16 protein-coding genes are annotated in these 16,042 nt (G+C 74.0%); 3 read left to right on the top strand and 13 right to left on the bottom strand.

What is annotated here, in order from left to right:
- Positions 1–285 precede the first annotated feature (285 nt).
- Positions 286–690 (bottom strand): SRPBCC family protein, encoded by a 405-nt coding sequence (locus O7602_RS08335; RefSeq protein ID WP_281587634.1) that lies wholly within the window; start codon positions 688–690, stop codon positions 286–288.
- Positions 691–778: 88 nt separating this feature from the next.
- Between O7602_RS08335 and O7602_RS08330 the strand changes: the two genes are divergently transcribed.
- Positions 779–2,521: a DUF6461 domain-containing protein gene (locus O7602_RS08330; RefSeq protein ID WP_281587633.1), complete on the top strand. Its 1,743-nt coding sequence runs from the start codon at positions 779–781 to the stop codon at positions 2,519–2,521.
- 21 nt (positions 2,522–2,542) lie between these two features.
- On the opposite strand, the gene O7602_RS08325 is transcribed toward O7602_RS08330, so the two are convergent.
- A complete protein-coding gene (locus O7602_RS08325; protein WP_281587632.1) occupies positions 2,543–3,271 on the bottom strand; it encodes an SDR family oxidoreductase in 729 nt (242 codons plus the stop codon).
- A gap of 95 nt (positions 3,272–3,366) precedes the next feature.
- Between O7602_RS08325 and O7602_RS08320 the strand changes: the two genes are divergently transcribed.
- Positions 3,367–4,215 (top strand): LysR family transcriptional regulator, encoded by an 849-nt coding sequence (locus O7602_RS08320; RefSeq protein ID WP_281587631.1) that lies wholly within the window; start codon positions 3,367–3,369, stop codon positions 4,213–4,215.
- Positions 4,216–4,289: 74 nt separating this feature from the next.
- Here the strand turns inward: O7602_RS08320 and O7602_RS08315 are convergent, their stop codons facing one another.
- The 8 genes from O7602_RS08315 to O7602_RS08280 form a co-directional block, all read right to left on the bottom strand.
- Positions 4,290–4,772 (bottom strand): GNAT family N-acetyltransferase, encoded by a 483-nt coding sequence (locus tag O7602_RS08315; protein ID WP_281587630.1) that lies wholly within the window; start codon positions 4,770–4,772, stop codon positions 4,290–4,292.
- Between the two features lie 91 nt (positions 4,773–4,863).
- Positions 4,864–5,472, bottom strand: a complete 609-nt coding sequence (locus O7602_RS08310; protein ID WP_281587629.1) for an ATP/GTP-binding protein — start codon at positions 5,470–5,472, stop codon at positions 4,864–4,866.
- A complete protein-coding gene (locus tag O7602_RS08305; RefSeq protein ID WP_281587628.1) occupies positions 5,453–5,842 on the bottom strand; it encodes a DUF742 domain-containing protein in 390 nt (129 codons plus the stop codon). The genes O7602_RS08310 and O7602_RS08305 overlap by 20 nt, the downstream gene beginning before the upstream one ends.
- Positions 5,839–6,264 carry a roadblock/LC7 domain-containing protein gene (locus O7602_RS08300; RefSeq protein WP_281587627.1) on the bottom strand — a complete coding sequence of 142 codons (426 nt, stop codon included), beginning with the start codon at positions 6,262–6,264 and terminating at the stop codon, positions 5,839–5,841. The genes O7602_RS08305 and O7602_RS08300 overlap by 4 nt, the downstream gene beginning before the upstream one ends.
- 66 nt (positions 6,265–6,330) lie before the next feature.
- Positions 6,331–8,748 carry a nitrate- and nitrite sensing domain-containing protein gene (locus O7602_RS08295; RefSeq protein WP_281587626.1) on the bottom strand — a complete coding sequence of 806 codons (2,418 nt, stop codon included), beginning with the start codon at positions 8,746–8,748 and terminating at the stop codon, positions 6,331–6,333.
- An 80-nt stretch (positions 8,749–8,828) separates the two neighbouring features.
- Positions 8,829–10,391, bottom strand: a complete 1,563-nt coding sequence (locus tag O7602_RS08290) for a prenyltransferase/squalene oxidase repeat-containing protein (protein WP_281587625.1) — start codon at positions 10,389–10,391, stop codon at positions 8,829–8,831.
- Positions 10,388–11,263, bottom strand: coding sequence for a terpene synthase family protein (locus O7602_RS08285; RefSeq protein WP_281587624.1), 876 nt, complete (start codon positions 11,261–11,263; stop codon positions 10,388–10,390). Before O7602_RS08285 ends, O7602_RS08290 begins: the two co-directional genes overlap by 4 nt.
- The gene (locus O7602_RS08280; protein ID WP_281590206.1) at positions 11,260–12,597 is read right to left on the bottom strand and encodes a cytochrome P450; all 1,338 of its coding nucleotides are present in this window, start codon (positions 12,595–12,597) and stop codon (positions 11,260–11,262) included. The genes O7602_RS08285 and O7602_RS08280 overlap by 4 nt, the downstream gene beginning before the upstream one ends.
- A gap of 387 nt (positions 12,598–12,984) precedes the next feature.
- Between O7602_RS08280 and O7602_RS08275 the strand changes: the two genes are divergently transcribed.
- Positions 12,985–13,233, top strand: a complete 249-nt coding sequence (locus O7602_RS08275) for a DUF2630 family protein (RefSeq protein WP_281587623.1) — start codon at positions 12,985–12,987, stop codon at positions 13,231–13,233.
- A 162-nt stretch (positions 13,234–13,395) separates the two neighbouring features.
- Here the strand turns inward: O7602_RS08275 and O7602_RS08270 are convergent, their stop codons facing one another.
- From O7602_RS08270 to O7602_RS08260, 3 genes are all read right to left on the bottom strand, one after another.
- Complete coding sequence (locus O7602_RS08270; protein ID WP_281587622.1) at positions 13,396–14,322, bottom strand: RIO1 family regulatory kinase/ATPase; 927 nt, start codon at positions 14,320–14,322, stop codon at positions 13,396–13,398.
- Between the two features lie 163 nt (positions 14,323–14,485).
- Positions 14,486–15,130: an HAD family hydrolase gene (locus O7602_RS08265; protein ID WP_281587621.1), complete on the bottom strand. Its 645-nt coding sequence runs from the start codon at positions 15,128–15,130 to the stop codon at positions 14,486–14,488.
- A 59-nt stretch (positions 15,131–15,189) separates the two neighbouring features.
- Positions 15,190–16,032, bottom strand: coding sequence for a carbon-nitrogen hydrolase family protein (locus O7602_RS08260; protein ID WP_281587620.1), 843 nt, complete (start codon positions 16,030–16,032; stop codon positions 15,190–15,192).
- Positions 16,033–16,042 lie beyond the last annotated feature (10 nt).

The following is a 16,042-nucleotide window of genomic DNA, read 5'->3' as shown; positions in this document are numbered from 1 at the left end:
CGGCGAACCGCCTCAGGCGAATGCCAAAAAAGACCCATCCCAGGACCAGAAAACCCGAGATGGGTCTGCCGAGACAGCTCAATAATGCAGCCAAGAATGCGGCCAGCGCCGCAGAACCTCACTCATGCCATCCCCGTGGTTGTCATCGGTCAATCAACCTGGCCCCGACGCTATCCACGACGCAAGCCGGAGTCAATGAAAACTACATCCGGAAAGGATCAAGGTTGCAAAACGGGGCACAAGCCATCAAGGAATTGCGCTCTGTGGTCACGACAACGGCGACCTTCACCGCTCTGCGGACTCCAGCACAGCCTTGAGCCGGGCCAGGTCGGCCTCGACCAGAGCGGTGTCCCGCTCGAACTCCACATCGCTCATGCCGGGCCCCCGCCGCAGGCTGAACACCACCTCGGTGCCGTCGCCGTCGGCGATGGCGCGCAACGGCACGTACACCGTCTCGCCGGACGGCGTCCGCACCTCGTGGTCGAGCACGCCGTAGTCGTTCGCCGGCGCGAACGTCAGCCGGGCCCGGCCCGCGGGCGTCTCCACGAACCAGTCGCCGCCCTCGCGCGTCACCGAGCCGCCCAGGCCGGGTGCCCAGCGGGGCAGGTTGGCCGGGTCGGACGCGAACGCGTAGACCGTCGCGACCGGACGGTCGATGTGCACGCTGAGGTGCCGGGACTCGCTAGCCACGCCGCCGATGATGGCACGCCGGCCGGAACTGTCGGGGGTTGATGCGATTCTCTGCCCGCTGTCGGAAGACCGGACGGGGAGGTCCCACATGCCCGCACCACTGGATGCGGTGAACGACGCGCTGGCCGCCTTCGCCGCCGCGACGATACCGGTGTTCGCGGCCCGGGTGCCCGTCCCGCCGGCGCGGCTGCTGGGGCGCCTGGCCGCACCGGCGGAGGCGGATCCGCACCAGGCGCACCGCTGGCCGGTCCAGCCGCGCGGCGACGAGCCCGACTGGATGGCCGAGATGCGCGCGCTCGGTCCGCTGCCGGTGGAGCGCCTGCTCGGCGCGCTCGAGTCAACGGTCGCCGAGCACGACTGGAGTGGCGCGCCGGATCTGGTCGGCGACCTACCCCCGCCGCCGGCGGGCCAGTACGCGTGGTTGACCACCGGCGGCGGCAATGACAGCGCGGCGACGTCCGCCGCGACCGTGCTGCACGCGCTGCGCCCCGGGCTGACCGACCGGGTGGTCGCCGCGGTGCGGGCCCTGGTCCCGCATCGGAGCGTCGCGCCGCTGCTCGCCGGCACGCCGGCCGGGGCCGATGAGCCGGCGATCGCCGCCGCACACGGCGCCGCCCATCTCGGCCTCGCCGTGGCGGTCGCCGGTGCCGCGGTGCACCAGGCGGACCCGCCGGTGATCGTGGAGCGCGCCGCCGCCGTCGTGGGCCTGGCCGTCGGCGCGGCAGCGCTCGTGCTGCGCGAGGTGCCACTGCCGCCGGTGTACGCGGCGGCGCTGCTGGAGCGGATCCGCGCGGAATATCTGCTGCCGCGACACTCCTCCAGCACCCTGCACGTCGAGGGGCACCGGTTCGGGCTCGCCGAGCACGGGCTCCCCGACGAGGTCGACTTCACGGGCAACGGGCTGGTCGCCGTGGTCGACGGTGGCGTGGCGGTGCGCACCGGCGTCGCGACCGGTCACGTGCGCGTCGAGCTTCTCGTGCTTGCCGGGCCGCCGGACGAGGTGGAGTCGGGGTGGGAGGAGATCGTCGAGGTCAGTTGGCACGCCGCCGCCGGTGACACGTCCTGGGTGCCGGGCGACGGCAGATCGTCGCGGCTCACCCCGCCGTGGCCGGGCGACTACCGGGTCCGGGTGCACGCCCGCGGGCGCGACGACAACGACGCCGGGCTGGAGGGCTACAAGCTCGTCGTCTGGTCGGCCCCGACCGCGCCGGAGGTGGTGCACCGGCGCTCCGATCAGCTCGGGCACCGGCTGCGCGGCGAGCCCGAGCCGGCCCGGCCGCCCGAGCACGCGTACCGGTGGATCCAGCGCTCCCCGATCTCGCAGGCGGCGACCGTCACGGTCGTCACCGGCGCCTCGGTCGAGCAGGTGGTGCGCGCCTTCGGCGCGGATCCGGCCCGCCCGGAGCCGGTCGACACCCTCCGCCGTGACCTGTCCCTGCGCGGAGCGGCCCACACCTGGGTCGCCGCCGTGCTGGCCGACGACGACGCGGTAGTGGTCGTCGAGGACAACGGCTACCGGGGCTCGGATGCGGCGGTGCTGTGCGCCGCCTCGATCGGTGGCCGGGCGGCAAGCATGTTCTGGAACGTCAACGCCGTCACCCGGCTCTCCTTCGCCGAGGACGGCCGGCTGCTCGCCGCGTCCGAGCCGTGGGGGCGCGACGTCTATCCGCCGGAGGTGTCGACAGCGGTCGCCGGCCTCGACTTCGCCGAGGCCGGCGACCATGTGGAGAAAGGGCTGGTGGCGGTCGAGCGGTTCACCGGTCGCGGCCTGACCTCGGCCGACCTCGCCCGGATCGACACGGCGGCCGACGGCTACCGGATCACCCACTGAGGGCCGCATGATCCGCGACGGTCACCACGGCACCACGCCGGCGTCCTCGAAGAAGCCGCCGGTCGGCCCGTCGTCGGGCAGCGTGGCCAGCCGGATCGCGATCGCCGCGCCCTGTTGCGGCGTCCGCACCCCACGGAAGGCGTTCAGGTCGGTCGCGGTGAAACCCGGGCAGGCGGCGTTGATCAGGATGTTCGTGTCGCCGAGCGCCCTGGCGTACTGGATGGTCACCGCGTTGAGCATCGACTTCGACGGCGCGTACGCCACGGACAGCGGCCCGGTCTGGTGCTCCCCGGCGGAGGCGCTCTGCCGGGTGAGCGAGCCGACGCCGCTGGACATGTTGACGATCCGGGGCGCCGCCGAGCGGCGCAGCAACGGCAGCATCGCCTCGGTGACCCGGACGACGCCGATCACGTTGACCTCGACCGCCGTCCGCACTGTCGCCACGTCCACGTCGCCGGGCTGCTGCGGCATGCCGCCGGTGACGCCCGCGTTGTTGACCAGCACGTCGAGGCCGCCGGCCTCCGCCAGCAGGCGGGCGGCGGCGGTCACGCTCGCGTCGTCGGTCACGTCCAGCGGCACGTCGAAGGCGTCCACGCCGTCCGCGCGCAGCTTCGCCACGGCGGCCGCCCGGCGCTGCTCGTCCCGGGCGCCGACGCCCACCCGCCAGCCCAGCGCGCCCAGGCCGGCCGCGATCTCGTACCCGATTCCCTTGTTCGCGCCGGTCACCAGCGCAATCCTGCGTTCGCTCATGCAGTCGATCCTGTCCGGGTCGCCGCCGGTGCTCCAACACCATCCGGGTAGCGTCCGATACCCGGCGGGTATCGGTCCGGCGGTACGGTGGTGGGGTGGAGACGCGGGAGCTGCGCTACTTCGTCGCGGTGGCCGAGGAGTTGCACTTCGGCCGCGCCGCGCGACGCCTCGGCATCGCCCAGCCGCCGCTGTCCCGGGCGATCAGAGCGCTCGAACGGCGGCTCGGGGTGAGGTTGTTGGAACGCGACAGCCGGACCGTGGCGTTGACCCCGGCCGGCGCGGTGCTGCTGCGCGAGGGACACGCCGCGCTCGACGCGGTGGCCGCCGCCGACCGGCGTACCCGCCGCGCCGCGTCCGTCGCGGGTGGCGGCCCGGGCCTGGTGCTGGCCACGAAGGCCGGCGCGTCGAGCGAGCTGTTGCCGAAACTGCTCGACGCGTACGCCGCCGAGCCGGACGCGGTCCCGGTGGACGTGCTGTTGTGCGGCATCGGCGAGCAGGGCCGGCTGCTGCGCGACGGGCGGGCCGACGTGGCGCTGCTGCACCTGCCGTTCGACTCGACGGCCGGGCTGGACACCGAGGAGTTGGTGACGGAACAGCAGGTGGTCATCCTGCCGGCCACGCATCCGCTGGCCGGTCGGGCGCAGCTGCGGACGGCCGACGTCGAGGCGCTGACCGACCTGCCGATGCCGCGCTGGCCGCGCTCGGACGGCACGTATCCGGACGGGCCGGGCCCGGAGGTCCGCGACCACACCCAGCTGTTCCAGCTCATCGCGCTCGGCCGGGCCACGGCGGTGCTGCCCGAGTCGGCCCGGACGCTGCTGCTCCCCGACCTGGCCGCCGTGCCGGTGCCGGACGCGCCCACGGTGACCACGGTGATCGCGTGGCCGCCGCACAGCCGGTCAAGGGCCCTCGCCGCCCTGGTCCGGACCGCCACCCGCCTCTGACGATCTCGGGCCTGTTCGCCGGGCCCGGCCCGGCCCACCGGACCGGCGCTAGGAGTGAGCGGCCCGGACCGGCGCTAGGCGGGCAGGTCCTTGCGCATCTGCTGGGTGACCACCCGGTAGCCGGACGTCTCGTACAGCCTGCGCGCCGTCTCGTTGGAGCCGAAGACGTTCAGTTCGAGCGCCTGGGCGCCCTGCTCCCGGGCGGCCCGCTCGCCCGCGGCGAGCAACGCCCGCCCCAGACCTCGGCCCCGGTGCTCGGCGGCCACCTCGATGTCGTAGAGGAAGGCGCAGCCGGCGAGCCCGCGCGGATGGGTGAGGCCGAGCCACAGGCGCCCGACCGGCGAGCCGTCGGGCAGCACGCCGAGCAGGAACAGCATGCCGGGTGTGGCCATGCCCTGCGGCAGCAGGACGGCGCTCGCCTCCCGTGCGCGGTCGAGCGCCTCCTCCGGAGTCCAGTTGCCGGCGGCCACGTGCTCCTGCGCGTAGCCGGCGGCGAGTTCGTCCTGCCAGCGGTCGAACTCCTCCGGGGACATCGCCCGTACGTTCACCTCGGTCATGCGCCACAGGCTCTCACGATCCGCCCGCCCAGGCTGCCCCGAGACGTGCGGCACGGAGCCACGCCGAAGGCTGCCCGGACGGCGGACGCGCTCAGTCGTCGGCGGCGCGGCGGCGCGCCTCGCGCAGCTTCATGGCGTGCTCCAGCAGCGTGATCAGCACCTCCTTGGCCGACTCCCGCCGCCGCGCGTCGCACAGCACCACAGGCACGCCCGGGTCCAGGTCGAGCGCCGCCTGCACCTCGTCGAGCCGGAACTCGCGGGCGCCCTCGAAGCAGTTCACCGCCACCACGAACGGCGTGCCCCGCCCCTCGAAGTAGTCGATCGACGGGAAGCAGTCGGCCAGCCGCCGGGTGTCGGCAAGCACCACCGCGCCGAGCGCGCCGAGCGCCAACTCGTCCCAGACGAACCAGAACCGGTCCTGCCCGGGCGTGCCGAACAGGTAGAGCACCAGGTCGTCGCTGAGGGTGATCCGGCCGAAGTCCATCGCCACGGTGGTGGTCGACTTCTCCTCCACGCCGGACAGGTCGTCGATGCCGATGCCGGTCTCGGTCAGCACCTCTTCGGTACGCAGCGGGCGGGTCTCGCTTACCGCGCCGACCATTGTGGTCTTGCCGACGCCGAAGCCACCGGCGATCAGGATCTTGATCGCGGTGGGCAGCGGGGCCGCACCCGCCGGCCGCTCAGAGCGCCCGTAGTCCATTGATTACCGCCTCGAAAACGTGCTCGTCGGGAAGGCCGGCGGGGGTGGCGCGCGGCTCGCGTACCTGCACCAGACTGCGGGCCGCCAGGTCTCCGAGGAGAACCCGGACGGTGCCCACGGGCAGGTCGAGATGGGCGGCGATCTCGGCCACGGACTGGATCCGCTGGCAGAGGCCGACGATCGCCACGTGCTCCGGGCCGAGCCCGGACTCCGATCCCACCTCGGTGCGGGTCGAGCTCACCAGGGAGATCAGATCGAACGTGCCGGTCACCGGGCGGGCCCGGCCACCGGTCACCGCGTACGGGCGAACCACCGGACCCGCGTGGTCGTCGACCCACTCCTGCTCCGTGGGCTCCCCCTGGCCGGTCATCGTGCCGCGTTCTCGCCGGCGGGCTGTTCCCGGGTCGGTGAGGCGACGAACCGGCCGACCCGGGTGACAAGCATGGCCATCTCGTACGCGATCAAACCCACGTCCGCGTCCTCCGACGCCAGCACCGCGAGGCAGGCGTTGCGGCCGGCCGCGGTGACGAAGAGGAAGGAGGACTGCATCTCGATGATGGTCTGCTGCACCTGACCACCACCGAACCGCTTGCCCGCGCCACGGGCGAGGCTCTGGATGCCCGCCGCCATCGCCGCCAGGTGCTCGCCGTCGTCCCGGCTCAATCCGCGGGACGAGGCCATCAGCAGTCCGTCGGTGGAGAGCGCCACGGCGTGTTCCGCCTGCTTGACCCGGCCGACCAGGTCATCCAGCAGCCACGCAAGATCCGCGCCCGAAGCCGTCTTCTGCGCCACTCGTCGTCCTCTTCTCCCCGGCTGGTGTGCCGTTCTCGTCCCGGATCCGTCGGCGTCGACGGCCGGTCAGGTGGCCTGCTCGTTTGCGTCGGCCGGCCCACCGCCGGCCCCGTGCGCCCCGCCGAGCAGTCGGGCCGCGTCAGTGCGGCCGCGGCGGGTTCCACTCTGGTAGGAGCTCATCATCTGGCGTACCTGCTCCGGCGCGCGTGCCATGTCCCCCGCCTCGTCGTCGCCCGCGCCGGACGGGTCGTGCCGCAGCTCCGGGTTAAGACTGGCCTGGCGTACCCGGACCGGCAACCCCGCGTCGGTGACCGGCGGGGTCTCGTCGGTCGCCGCCGGGGTGGCGCGGGGCTCGACCACGGCCAGCTCCGCGGTCGGCGCGGCGGCCGCCGACTGTCGTTTGCGGGTACGCGCCGGCAGCCCGGACGGGGTCAGCCGGGGCGCCGCCGGTTCCGGCTCGGTCTCGGGCGTGGCGGGGGTGGCCGGCGCGGTCGCACCGGCGTCGCCGTCGCCGCTCGCCCGGACCGCGCCGGTGTCCTCGGCGGCGGCCGGCGTCTCCGCCGGCTCGTCGACCGGCGGCGGCGCGACGGCGGCGGGCTCACCGGCGTCCGTGGTGATCAGTTCGCGGGGGATCAGCACCACCGCGGTCGTGCCGCCGTACGCCGACTCTCTCAGTTGCACCTTCACGCCGTGCCGTTCGGTGAGCCGGCTGACCACGAACAGGCCGAGTCGGGCGGCGTCGGCCAGGTTCAGCTCGGACCGGTCCACGATGCGGCCGTTGGCGGCGGCCAGTTCGTCACCGCTCATGCCGAGGCCACGGTCCTCGATCTCGATGGCGAAGCCGTTGGCGACGAGCTGGCCGCGAACCTCCACGGTGGTCTGCGGCGGCGAGAAGGAGAGGCCGTTCTCGATCAGCTCGGCCAGCAGGTGGATCACGTCACCGACGGCGCGGCCGGTCAGTGACACCGCGCCCAACGGCCGCACGGTCACCCGGGTGTAGTCCTCGACCTCGGCGACCGCGCCGCGCACCACGTCCACCATGGGCACGTTGCGTCGCCAGGCCCGTCCGGGCGTCGAGCCGGAGAGCACGATCAGGTTCTCCGCGTTGCGCCGCATCCGGGTGGCCAGGTGGTCGACCCGGAACAGGTCCTCCAGCTCCTCGGCGTCGTGCTCGCGGCGTTCCATGGCGTCGAGCAGGGTCAGCTGGCGGTGCACGAGCGCCTGGGTGCGCCGGGCCAGGCTGAGGAACACGTCGCGGACGCTGCGGCGCAGCTCGGCCTGCTCCACGGCGGTGCGCACGGCGGTTTCCTGCACCGCGTTGAAGGCCCGGCCGACCTGGCCGATCTCGTCGTCGCCGAACTGCAGGGGTGGCGCCTCGCGGGCGACGTCCACCTCCTCGCCGCGACCCAGCCGCTCCACCACACTTGGTAGCCGCTCCTCGGCCAGCCGCCGGGCCGCCTCACGCAGCCGTTCGAGCTGCCGGACCAGCGCCCGGGCCGTGGTGATCGAGACGATCACGGACGCGACGACGGCGATCAGACCGAGACCGGCGGCGAGCACCAGCCGGACGATGACGCCGACGGCGACCGGGGTGGCCCGGGACACGATGTCCTCACCACCGGCGAGGATCACCGCGCGCAGGTCGGCCATCGCCTGGTCGGCGGCGGTCCGCCAGGCCGCGGCGGTGACCGGCGGCCGCACGTCCTCACCCTTGGCCGCGAGCACCCGGTCCTGGAGCGTACGGAGCTGGTTGAAGGTGTCACCCTCGGTCATCCGCTGGTAGCGGGCCCGGTCGGTCGGGGCGAGTTCCCGGGCGGTGCGGTCGCCGAGGAACCACTGCGCACCGACCAGCCGAGCGAACGCGGTCTGCTCGGCGACGGTCAGCCGGTTGGCCGCGACCGCGCCGGTGAGCAGGGCGTCCTGTTGGGACAGCAGCTCGCGGGAGCGGTTCAGGTCGATCAGCGCGGCGGTGTCCCGGGCGATCTGGTCGTCGTCGAGGCCGCCGAGCGCGTCGAATACGGCGAAGATGCCGTCGACCGCCTCGTCGTACGCGGTGAGCGTCGCGGTCCGGTCGATGGCCTTGCGGCCGACCTCGTCCCGCACCTGGGCGAGCTGGTCGATCTCGCCCTTCAGCTCGGCGAGGCGCTGCTCCAACTCGTCGCTGGCCGGGATCGTGGTGCGCCAGTCCCGCACCGACCGCCAGAGCGCGCCGGCGGCCTCGTCGGTGCGCTCACGCTGGGTGCGCAACTCCGCCAACTGCCCGGGGTCGGACTCGCCCAGATAGCGCAGCGAGAGCCGGCGCTCGTTCTGCAACTCCAGCAGCAGCGGATCGCTCGGCTCGAAGACCCGGGCGTTGAGCGCCTGCACGCCGAGCAGGTTGAACCCGTCGCGCACGGTCACCCAGGCGGCGAACGCCCAGAGCGCGACCAACGACGCCAGCAGGGCGATGATCTTCGTACGGAGATTCGTACTGCGGGAACCCATCACACCGTCCTGGCCCGGTCTTCGGTCGGTCCGACATTCGATCGACTCCGGCGCACGCTAGCAGTCGTCGTGAACTCCGTTCAAGCGATCCTGATCATGGCAGGTAGGGGTTGCGTCGATGTCCAACCGGTGCGTCCCGAGGCGGCGAGCACCGCCGCGCGCACGATGAGCGTCGGGCGGTAGAGGTCCTTGTCGTGCCAGAGCGCCGGTCCGTCGTCGCAACGGTCCAGCTCGGACAGCCGACCCCGACCCCGCACCAACGCCGCGGCGATCCGGGCGTCGCCCGAGCCGCCGGCCCGCGCCAGCGTGAGCACCGCGTACGCGGTCTCCTCGGCGGTGCCGTGCCAGCGACCCCAGGAGCCGTCCGGCCGCTGCGTGTCCAGCAGCCACCGCACGCCCCGCTCCACGGCGTCGCGGGCCGCGCCGTCGGGCGCGTGATCGGCCAGGGCGAGCAACACCGCGTAGGTGGCGTAGTACGCCGAGGCGTGCCAGCGGTCGTCCCACCGCCCGTCCGGCTCCTGGCGTCGCACCAGCCAGTCGGTGACCCGGCGGCGGGACGCGGTGACTCCGGGCCGGGTCGGGTGCTCGCCGAGGGCGTCGAGCACGTGCGCGTTCGTGGTCAGCGACGCGCCGTCCTCCCCCGGCCAGGTGCAGAACTGGCGCCCGGTGTCGTACCCGGCGAGCGGGGAGACGCAGAGCGGCCGGCCCAGCCGGGCCAGCGTGTAGAGCACGACCGAGGTGGTGTCGGCGTCGGCCGGCAACCCCGGCGCGGTGGCCGCGCCGGACGCGCCGACCGCGGCGCGCAGCCCGGCCGACACCGGCTCGGGCACGCGCACCGAGACGCCGGCCCGGATCAGGACGGCAAGCACCCAGGCCCGCTCGAAGACGGTGATCGGGCTGGCGCAGGGCACCGGCCCGGACCCGGCGACGGCGCGCAGGTAGTCGAGCGCGGGACCGGGCTCGGGTCGGCCGAGCCAGGCCGCCGTGGCCGCCGGGGAGGCGCCCACCGCCCCGCTCGCCGAGGGTTGGACCCCGGCCGCCCGGTACGCCAGCTCGCCTGCCACCTCCAGCGCGTGCGCCAGCTTCTCCGGCACCGGCCGCCCGGTGGCCAGCAGTCCGCGTACCCGGGTCAGCCGGGCCGGGTCGAGACCGGCCGGCAGCGGCAGGCGGGGCCGGTCCGCCCACTCGGCCAGCCCGGGCGGCGGACCCGCCGGCCCGGTGAGGTGCCGGTCGACGGCGGCCAGCAGCGCGGGCACGATCAGATCGGTGGCCGGTAGGTCGGGCGGGGCGTCGCCGCGCAGCGCGGCGGCCAGGAAGGCCAGGCCCCGGTGCGCGGCGGCGGTCGGCGCCGACGCCGGGCTGGTGGACCCGGCCCGGTGCAGCTCGGCCAGCAGGGCCTCGACGGCGCTCAACGTCGGCACCAGCGCGTAGCCGCCGGGACCACCCCAGCCGCCGTCCGGGCGCTGCCGGTCGAGCAGCCAGGCCACCCGCACATCATGACCGGGCAGCCAGGGCGCCAGCGCGGTCAGCCGGCCGGTCTCGTAGACCGACGGCGAGGTCTGCCCGGCCGGGTCGCGGGCGAGCGCGTCGACCAGGTGCTGGGCGGCGCCGGCCCGGGTCGTGGGCTGGGCGGTGAGGCTCACCGCACACCCCAGAAGTCGGTGTGGCGGTAGAACCCGGTGGTGAAGCCGAGCTGCCGGGACAGGAAGTCGGCCTCCCGAGGCGCCTCGCCGGCCAGCTTCGCCAGCAGGACGCGGCAGTGGTCCACCTGCTCGGCGAACCGCCGCTCGACCTCCGCCGGGTCGTCCACCAGCAGCAACGCGTTGAGGTCGCCCGACGCCACGTCCCGCCGGTGGGTGCCGAGGTCGTTGACGAGCCGCAGGGCCCGCTGCACCTCGTCGCCGACCTCGATCAGCCGGTCCAGCACGGCGGCGTCGGTCACCGATCCGGTGTGGATCCAGTGCGCCACGTTGACCACGGTGGCGGCGAGGTTGTCGGCGTTGGCCAGGTATTCCGCGAGCGTCGGGCGGCCGGTGCGTCGCCACGTCCACTCCCGGGCCATCGCGTCGAGCGTGCGCTCCATCGTGGCGCGCCAGCGTCCGCGCAACGCCCGGTAGGCGGGCGCAGCCGCGACGTCGTCGCGCAGCTCGGCGAGGAACCGGCCCAGCGGGTCGTCGGCGCCGGCGCCGTCGAGCACGTCCAGGCAGGTACGGCCGATCCGGTCCACCTCGGCGCGGCTGGTCGCCTCGTGGTCGACCAGCCAGTCGACGGCGAAGCCCCACAGCACCGCGCGGTTGGTGACCGCCAGCTGCGCGGCCGTGTGCCAGGGCGCGCTGAACGCCATGGCCGAGGCGATGCTGCTGAACAACGTCGCGTCGAACGGGTCACCGGGGAACAGCTCGGGATGTGCGGCGGCGGCCCGGCGCAGCCCGCGCTGGCCGTGCGCGGCGAGCGCGCAGATCCGGCCCTGCTCCGCCGCCGCGGCGATCGGATCCGACGCCGGTACGCCGGTCACGCCGCCTCCACCCGGCCGGCGGCGAGCAGCGTCAGCTCGACCCGTTCGCGTGGCCGCAACGCGGCGGCCAGCCGCAGCCCGGGCACGTCGGTGCGGTGCAGGCGGAAACGGTAGCGGCTGAGCATGGTGGCGAGGATGAGCTGGGCCTCCAGATAGAACAGATACATGCCGAGGCACTGGTGCGGGCCGCCGCCGAACGGGAAGTGGGCGTACCGGTGGCGGGCGCGGACCCGGTCCGGCCGGAACCGCTCCGGGTCGAACTCGTCCGGGCGGTCCCAGAACTGCCGCATCCGCTGGGTGATCAGCGGACTGACCGCCATGGTGGCCCCGGCCTCGATCGGCACGCCGTCGATGACGTCCTCGGCGACCGCGCGGCGCGGGATGATCCAGCCGATCGGATAGAGCCGCAGCAGCTCGTCGAGCACCATCCGGGTGTAGGTGAGCCGGTCGAGGTGCTCGCGGCGTACCGGCCCGCCGCCGACCACCTCGTCGATCTCGGCGTAGAGCCGCCCGGCGACCTCGGGGTGCTGGTGCAGGTGGGGCCAGGCCCAGGTGAGCACGTTGATGGTGGTCTCGGTGGTGGCGGCGAACATGGCCACGGTGTCGTTGCGGACCTGCCGCTCGTCGAGTCGCCGGCCGTCGTCGGTGCGGGCCCGCCAGAGCGTGGAGATGATGTCGTCGCCGGAGTCGGCGTCGTCGCGGGTCCGCCGGACGATCGGCACCAGCACGTCGTCGACGACGCGCACCGCACGCCGGAACGTACGGTCCCCCGGCATGGGCAGCGACAGCGGCGCGAACGGCACGACGATCCGGGGGATGACCGCGGTGGCGATGCGGTCCTGGGCGTCGATCACGCGCATCGCGTCCGGCACCGAGATCCGGTCGGCGAAGAGCACCTTCATGATCGCTCGACTGACGATGCGGGCCTGCTCGACGCCGATGTCGACCGGGCGGCCGGCGCGGTACGGCTCGTCCAGCTCGTCGACGGCGTCGGAGATGGCGTCGGCCATGCCGTCGATGAGCGCCTCCACCCGGCGGGCGGTGAACATCGGCTGCAACATCCGGCGGCTGGCCGACCAGACCTGCCCCTCGCCGAGGATGCCCTCGCCGAACAGCCGCTTGACCGGACGCCAGAACAACCCGTCGCCGGCGCGCTCGTAGTTGTCCGCCCGGTCCCGCAGCACGTGCTGCACGTGCCGGGGGTGGGTGACCAGGTAGGGCCGGAACGAACCGAGGTTGAGCCGGACCAGGTCGCCGCCGGTGCGGTTGCCGATGTCGATGAGCGCGCGCGCCGGGTCCCGTAGGACAGCGGGCAGGATCCGCCGCAGCGGCACGGTGTGCGGCTTCCGGGGTGATGACGGCAGGGACGGGTCGGACGAATCGACCACCTGAACGCTCCCTCGGGTTGACTGAGGGTCGTTACCCCGTCTCGACCCGTGAACCTTGCTCGTGAGCATGCCATCCTGAGCGATGAATCAAAAGGCGGCACAGAGGATATTTCACGTAACAACAATCTCTTTGTCGAGAATGGAGCCGGTGGGATATACGCCACGCCGCAAGCCTTCCTGCATGCAAGGAGGGGCCCCTTGTTAACGCATTCGGTAGAGGCGGGGCCCCTTGTTAACACTCGGCGCGCGAGCGCGGGCGGGGCGCGGGGGCGACACCCGGGCGCGCGGCGCGGAACGCGGGCGCGGGCGCGTCGGCTGTGCCAAGCTTCGGGGATGGACGACAAGACCATCCTGAGCCGGATCTCGGAACTCGTCGACGAGGAGCACCGGCTGCGCGCCGGCGCGCAGGAGCACGAGGCCGGCACCGACGACGAGGCCCGCGAGCGGCTGCGGCACCTGGAGGAGTCCCTGGACCAGTGCTGGGACCTGCTCCGCCGCCGCCGGGCGGCCCGTCAGGCGCACGGCGACCCGGAGGCGCAGGGCGAGCGCCCGGTGCCGGAGGTCGAGCGCTACCTCCAGTGATCCGGCGGCCCGTCCGGCACGACGCCGACCCGGCGGCCCCTGGGCGACCACGACCGCCGACCAGGTAACCACGGCCCAACGCCGACCCGATGACCACGGCACGACGCCGACCCGTGTCCACGGGCGGGGACCGAGCGGGCCCGCCCGGGACACGGCGTGTGGTCAGCGGATGCCCGCCTCCCGCAACAACGTCTCGGTCAGCGCGGCCGGGTCGGTGGTGGTGGCCGGCAGGCCGCGGGCGGTGAACCAGGCAGCGACCACCCGCACGTCCCGGGCCAGGAACTCCCCGCCCTGCGGGTTGGCCACCACATCCACCACCTGCGGCAGGTCGATCATGACGAGCCGGCCGGCGTGCACCAGGAGGTTGTACGGCGACAGGTCGCCGTGGGCGTATCCGGCGCGGGCCAGCACCACCAACGCGTCGACCATCTGCTCCCAGAGGTCACGCAACCCGGCGTCGGTGGGTCGGACCTGGGCCAGCCGGGGCGCGGCCTCCCCCGCCTCGGCGTCGCCGACGAACTCCAGCATCAGTTCGGTGCCGAGCAGTTGCACCGGGTAGGGCACGGCGATCCGCCCGGAGGCGACGCCGATCTCCCAGAGGCGGGACAGCGCGGCGAACTCGGCCGCCGCCCACTGCCCGGCGATCATCTGCCGGCCGAACGTGGTCCGGCCGGCCATCGCCCGCATCTCCCGCGACCGGCGTACCCGCCGGCCCTCGAGATAGCCGGCGTCCCGGTGGAAGAGCCGGTGCTGGGCGTCCCGGTAGCGCTTGGCCGCCAGCAGGCAGCTCCGATCGGTGTCCGGCACGGCACGACGGACCAGGTGGACGTCCGCCTCCTTGCCGGTCTTGAGCATGCCGAGCTCGGTGTCCCGGGCGGCCAACTCGGTGACCAGCCAGGCGGGGTACGGCTCGGGGCCGTGCACGGCCTGGTCCCAGGTGGACCAGCGGTCCTCCGCGTCGGGCTCGGCGTCCGGGTCGCCGAGGGTCGGCCGGGGACCGCCCCGCTTCAGGAAATCGGGTTCGTCGTCGTCGAAGCGGCTCTTGCCGCGGCCACGGCGCTGCGGCGCCGGGATGTCGTGGTCACGCACGGGTGGATCTGTCCTTCGGTCGAGGCTGGTGGAGGCAGGCGGAACGACCCTGCAAAGACGGCCATGACCGACCTCCTCTCCTCGACCGGGCGACGCCCGGGTGCGCCCTCGCGCGGCACCATGGTCGCGGGCCCGCTCGGGCGGGGCAACCAATTTTCCCCGTTCAGCCCGCCAGCACGGCGGCGACGGCCGGGATCAACCCGTCCTCGACCCGGGTCGGCGCGAACCGGGGGTCCGACCAGCGGCGGCCCCGGTGCAGCCAGACGCTCGGGAGGCCGACCGCGGTCGCGCCGCCGATGTCCGCCTCCGGGCTGTCGCCGACCACCCACGCGCCGCGCAGCGGCATCCGGGTCCGCTGGGCGGCGAGCGCGAAGATCCGTGGGTTGGGCTTGCTGACCCCGGCCTCCTCGGAGATCACCCAGTCGGCGACGTACCGGTCCAGGCCGGTCCGCCGGATCTTGTCGTCCTGCTGGCGCGTCGCGCCGTTGGTGACCACGACCGGCACCCAGCCGGCGTCGGCGGCGATCCGCAGCGCGCAGGCCACGAGCGGGTCCAGTCGCATGTGCGCCACCACACCGTCGCGCAGCTCGTCGACCAGGTCGATCGAGGGGATCCGCAGGCCGTAGCGGTCACGGATGGCGTCGGCCACGTCCCAGCGGTCGGTCAACCCGTCGGCGTCGACGGAGACCAGCCAGTCGAGGTCGACGGTGGGCGCGCCGATGGTGTCCAGGAAGCGTGCTCCCCAGGCGCGGAACGACCCGTCGCGGTCCAGGAGGGTGTTGTCCAGATCAAGCAGGAGCAACGGCACCTGAGCACCCTACGGGAACGGCCGGGACACCGGCAGGGTCGAGGGGCCCGCGTACGTGGTCACGCGATGAGGGTCGCGCGGGCGGCCCCGGCGTCGGGCAGCCGGTCGAGCAGCATGGTGTGTGCCGCGCGGGTGTCCGCCAGGACGCCCGGGTCCAGCGCCGCCACCAGCACGTCCTCCCCGGTGTCCGCGCCCCGGGCCAGCGGCCGGCCCTCCGGGTCGTAGACCGCCGCGCCACCGTTGAACCGCCAGGGATCCGCGCCGCCGACCGCGTTGGCGAAGACCACGAACATGGTGTTGTCCAGGGCGCGGGCCGCGTAGTAGAGGTCGCGGCGATGGGCCGAGCCGGCCAAGTAGCCGCTGGGACACAGATATCCGTGCGCGCCGTCGGCCGCCGCCGCTCGGCCGTGCTCGGGGAAGCAGCCGTCGTAGCAGATGCCGAGGCCGAGCCGCCACTCGTCGACCATGAGGGTGGCGCCGCGCCGGCCGGCGTCGAACAGCTCGCGCTCGCCGCTCCAGAGCTGTTGCTTGTCGTACGCCGCGGTGACCGTGCCGGTCGGGTCGACGACGAGCGACGAGATGGTGCGCCGCCGGTCGGGGTGGCGGACCGCCGCGCCGATCACCACGGCGGTCCCGCCGTCGCGGGCGGCGGTGCGCAGCGGGTCCAGCCGCGCGTCGTCGACCCGCCCGTCGGGGTCGGCGGCCACGTCCGTCCCGGTCGGGTCCGCGCCGAGCGTCGGCGGGTGGTACGCCGGCAGGAACAGTTCGGGCAGCACGACGACGCGGGCGCCGGCGGCCCGGTGGACCAGGCGGGCGGCGGCGCGGGCGTTGCCGGGGACGTCCCCGGGCACCGGTTCGGCCTGCACGGCGGCGACGGTGAGCGGTCGGGTGGGGAGGGACACGACCGGGATC

It is taken from the genome of Micromonospora sp. WMMD1128 (assembly GCF_027497235.1).
In the GTDB taxonomy this organism is placed as follows: domain Bacteria; phylum Actinomycetota; class Actinomycetes; order Mycobacteriales; family Micromonosporaceae; genus Micromonospora.
This window is presented reverse-complemented; position numbering and strand designations above follow the sequence as displayed.

Excerpts from the sequence above, each read along its gene's own strand:
- O7602_RS08330 (WP_281587633.1), top strand. The coding sequence starts at position 779 with ATGCCCGCACCACTGGATGCGGTGAACGACGCGCTGGCCGCCTTCGCC.
- O7602_RS08325 (WP_281587632.1), bottom strand. The coding sequence starts at position 3,271 with ATGAGCGAACGCAGGATTGCGCTGGTGACCGGCGCGAACAAGGGAATC.
- O7602_RS08315 (WP_281587630.1), bottom strand. The coding sequence starts at position 4,772 with ATGACCGAGGTGAACGTACGGGCGATGTCCCCGGAGGAGTTCGACCGC.
- O7602_RS08310 (WP_281587629.1), bottom strand. The coding sequence starts at position 5,472 with ATGGACTACGGGCGCTCTGAGCGGCCGGCGGGTGCGGCCCCGCTGCCC.
- O7602_RS08305 (WP_281587628.1), bottom strand. The coding sequence starts at position 5,842 with ATGACCGGCCAGGGGGAGCCCACGGAGCAGGAGTGGGTCGACGACCAC.
- O7602_RS08295 (WP_281587626.1), bottom strand. The coding sequence starts at position 8,748 with ATGGGTTCCCGCAGTACGAATCTCCGTACGAAGATCATCGCCCTGCTG.
- O7602_RS08275 (WP_281587623.1), top strand. The coding sequence starts at position 12,985 with ATGGACGACAAGACCATCCTGAGCCGGATCTCGGAACTCGTCGACGAG.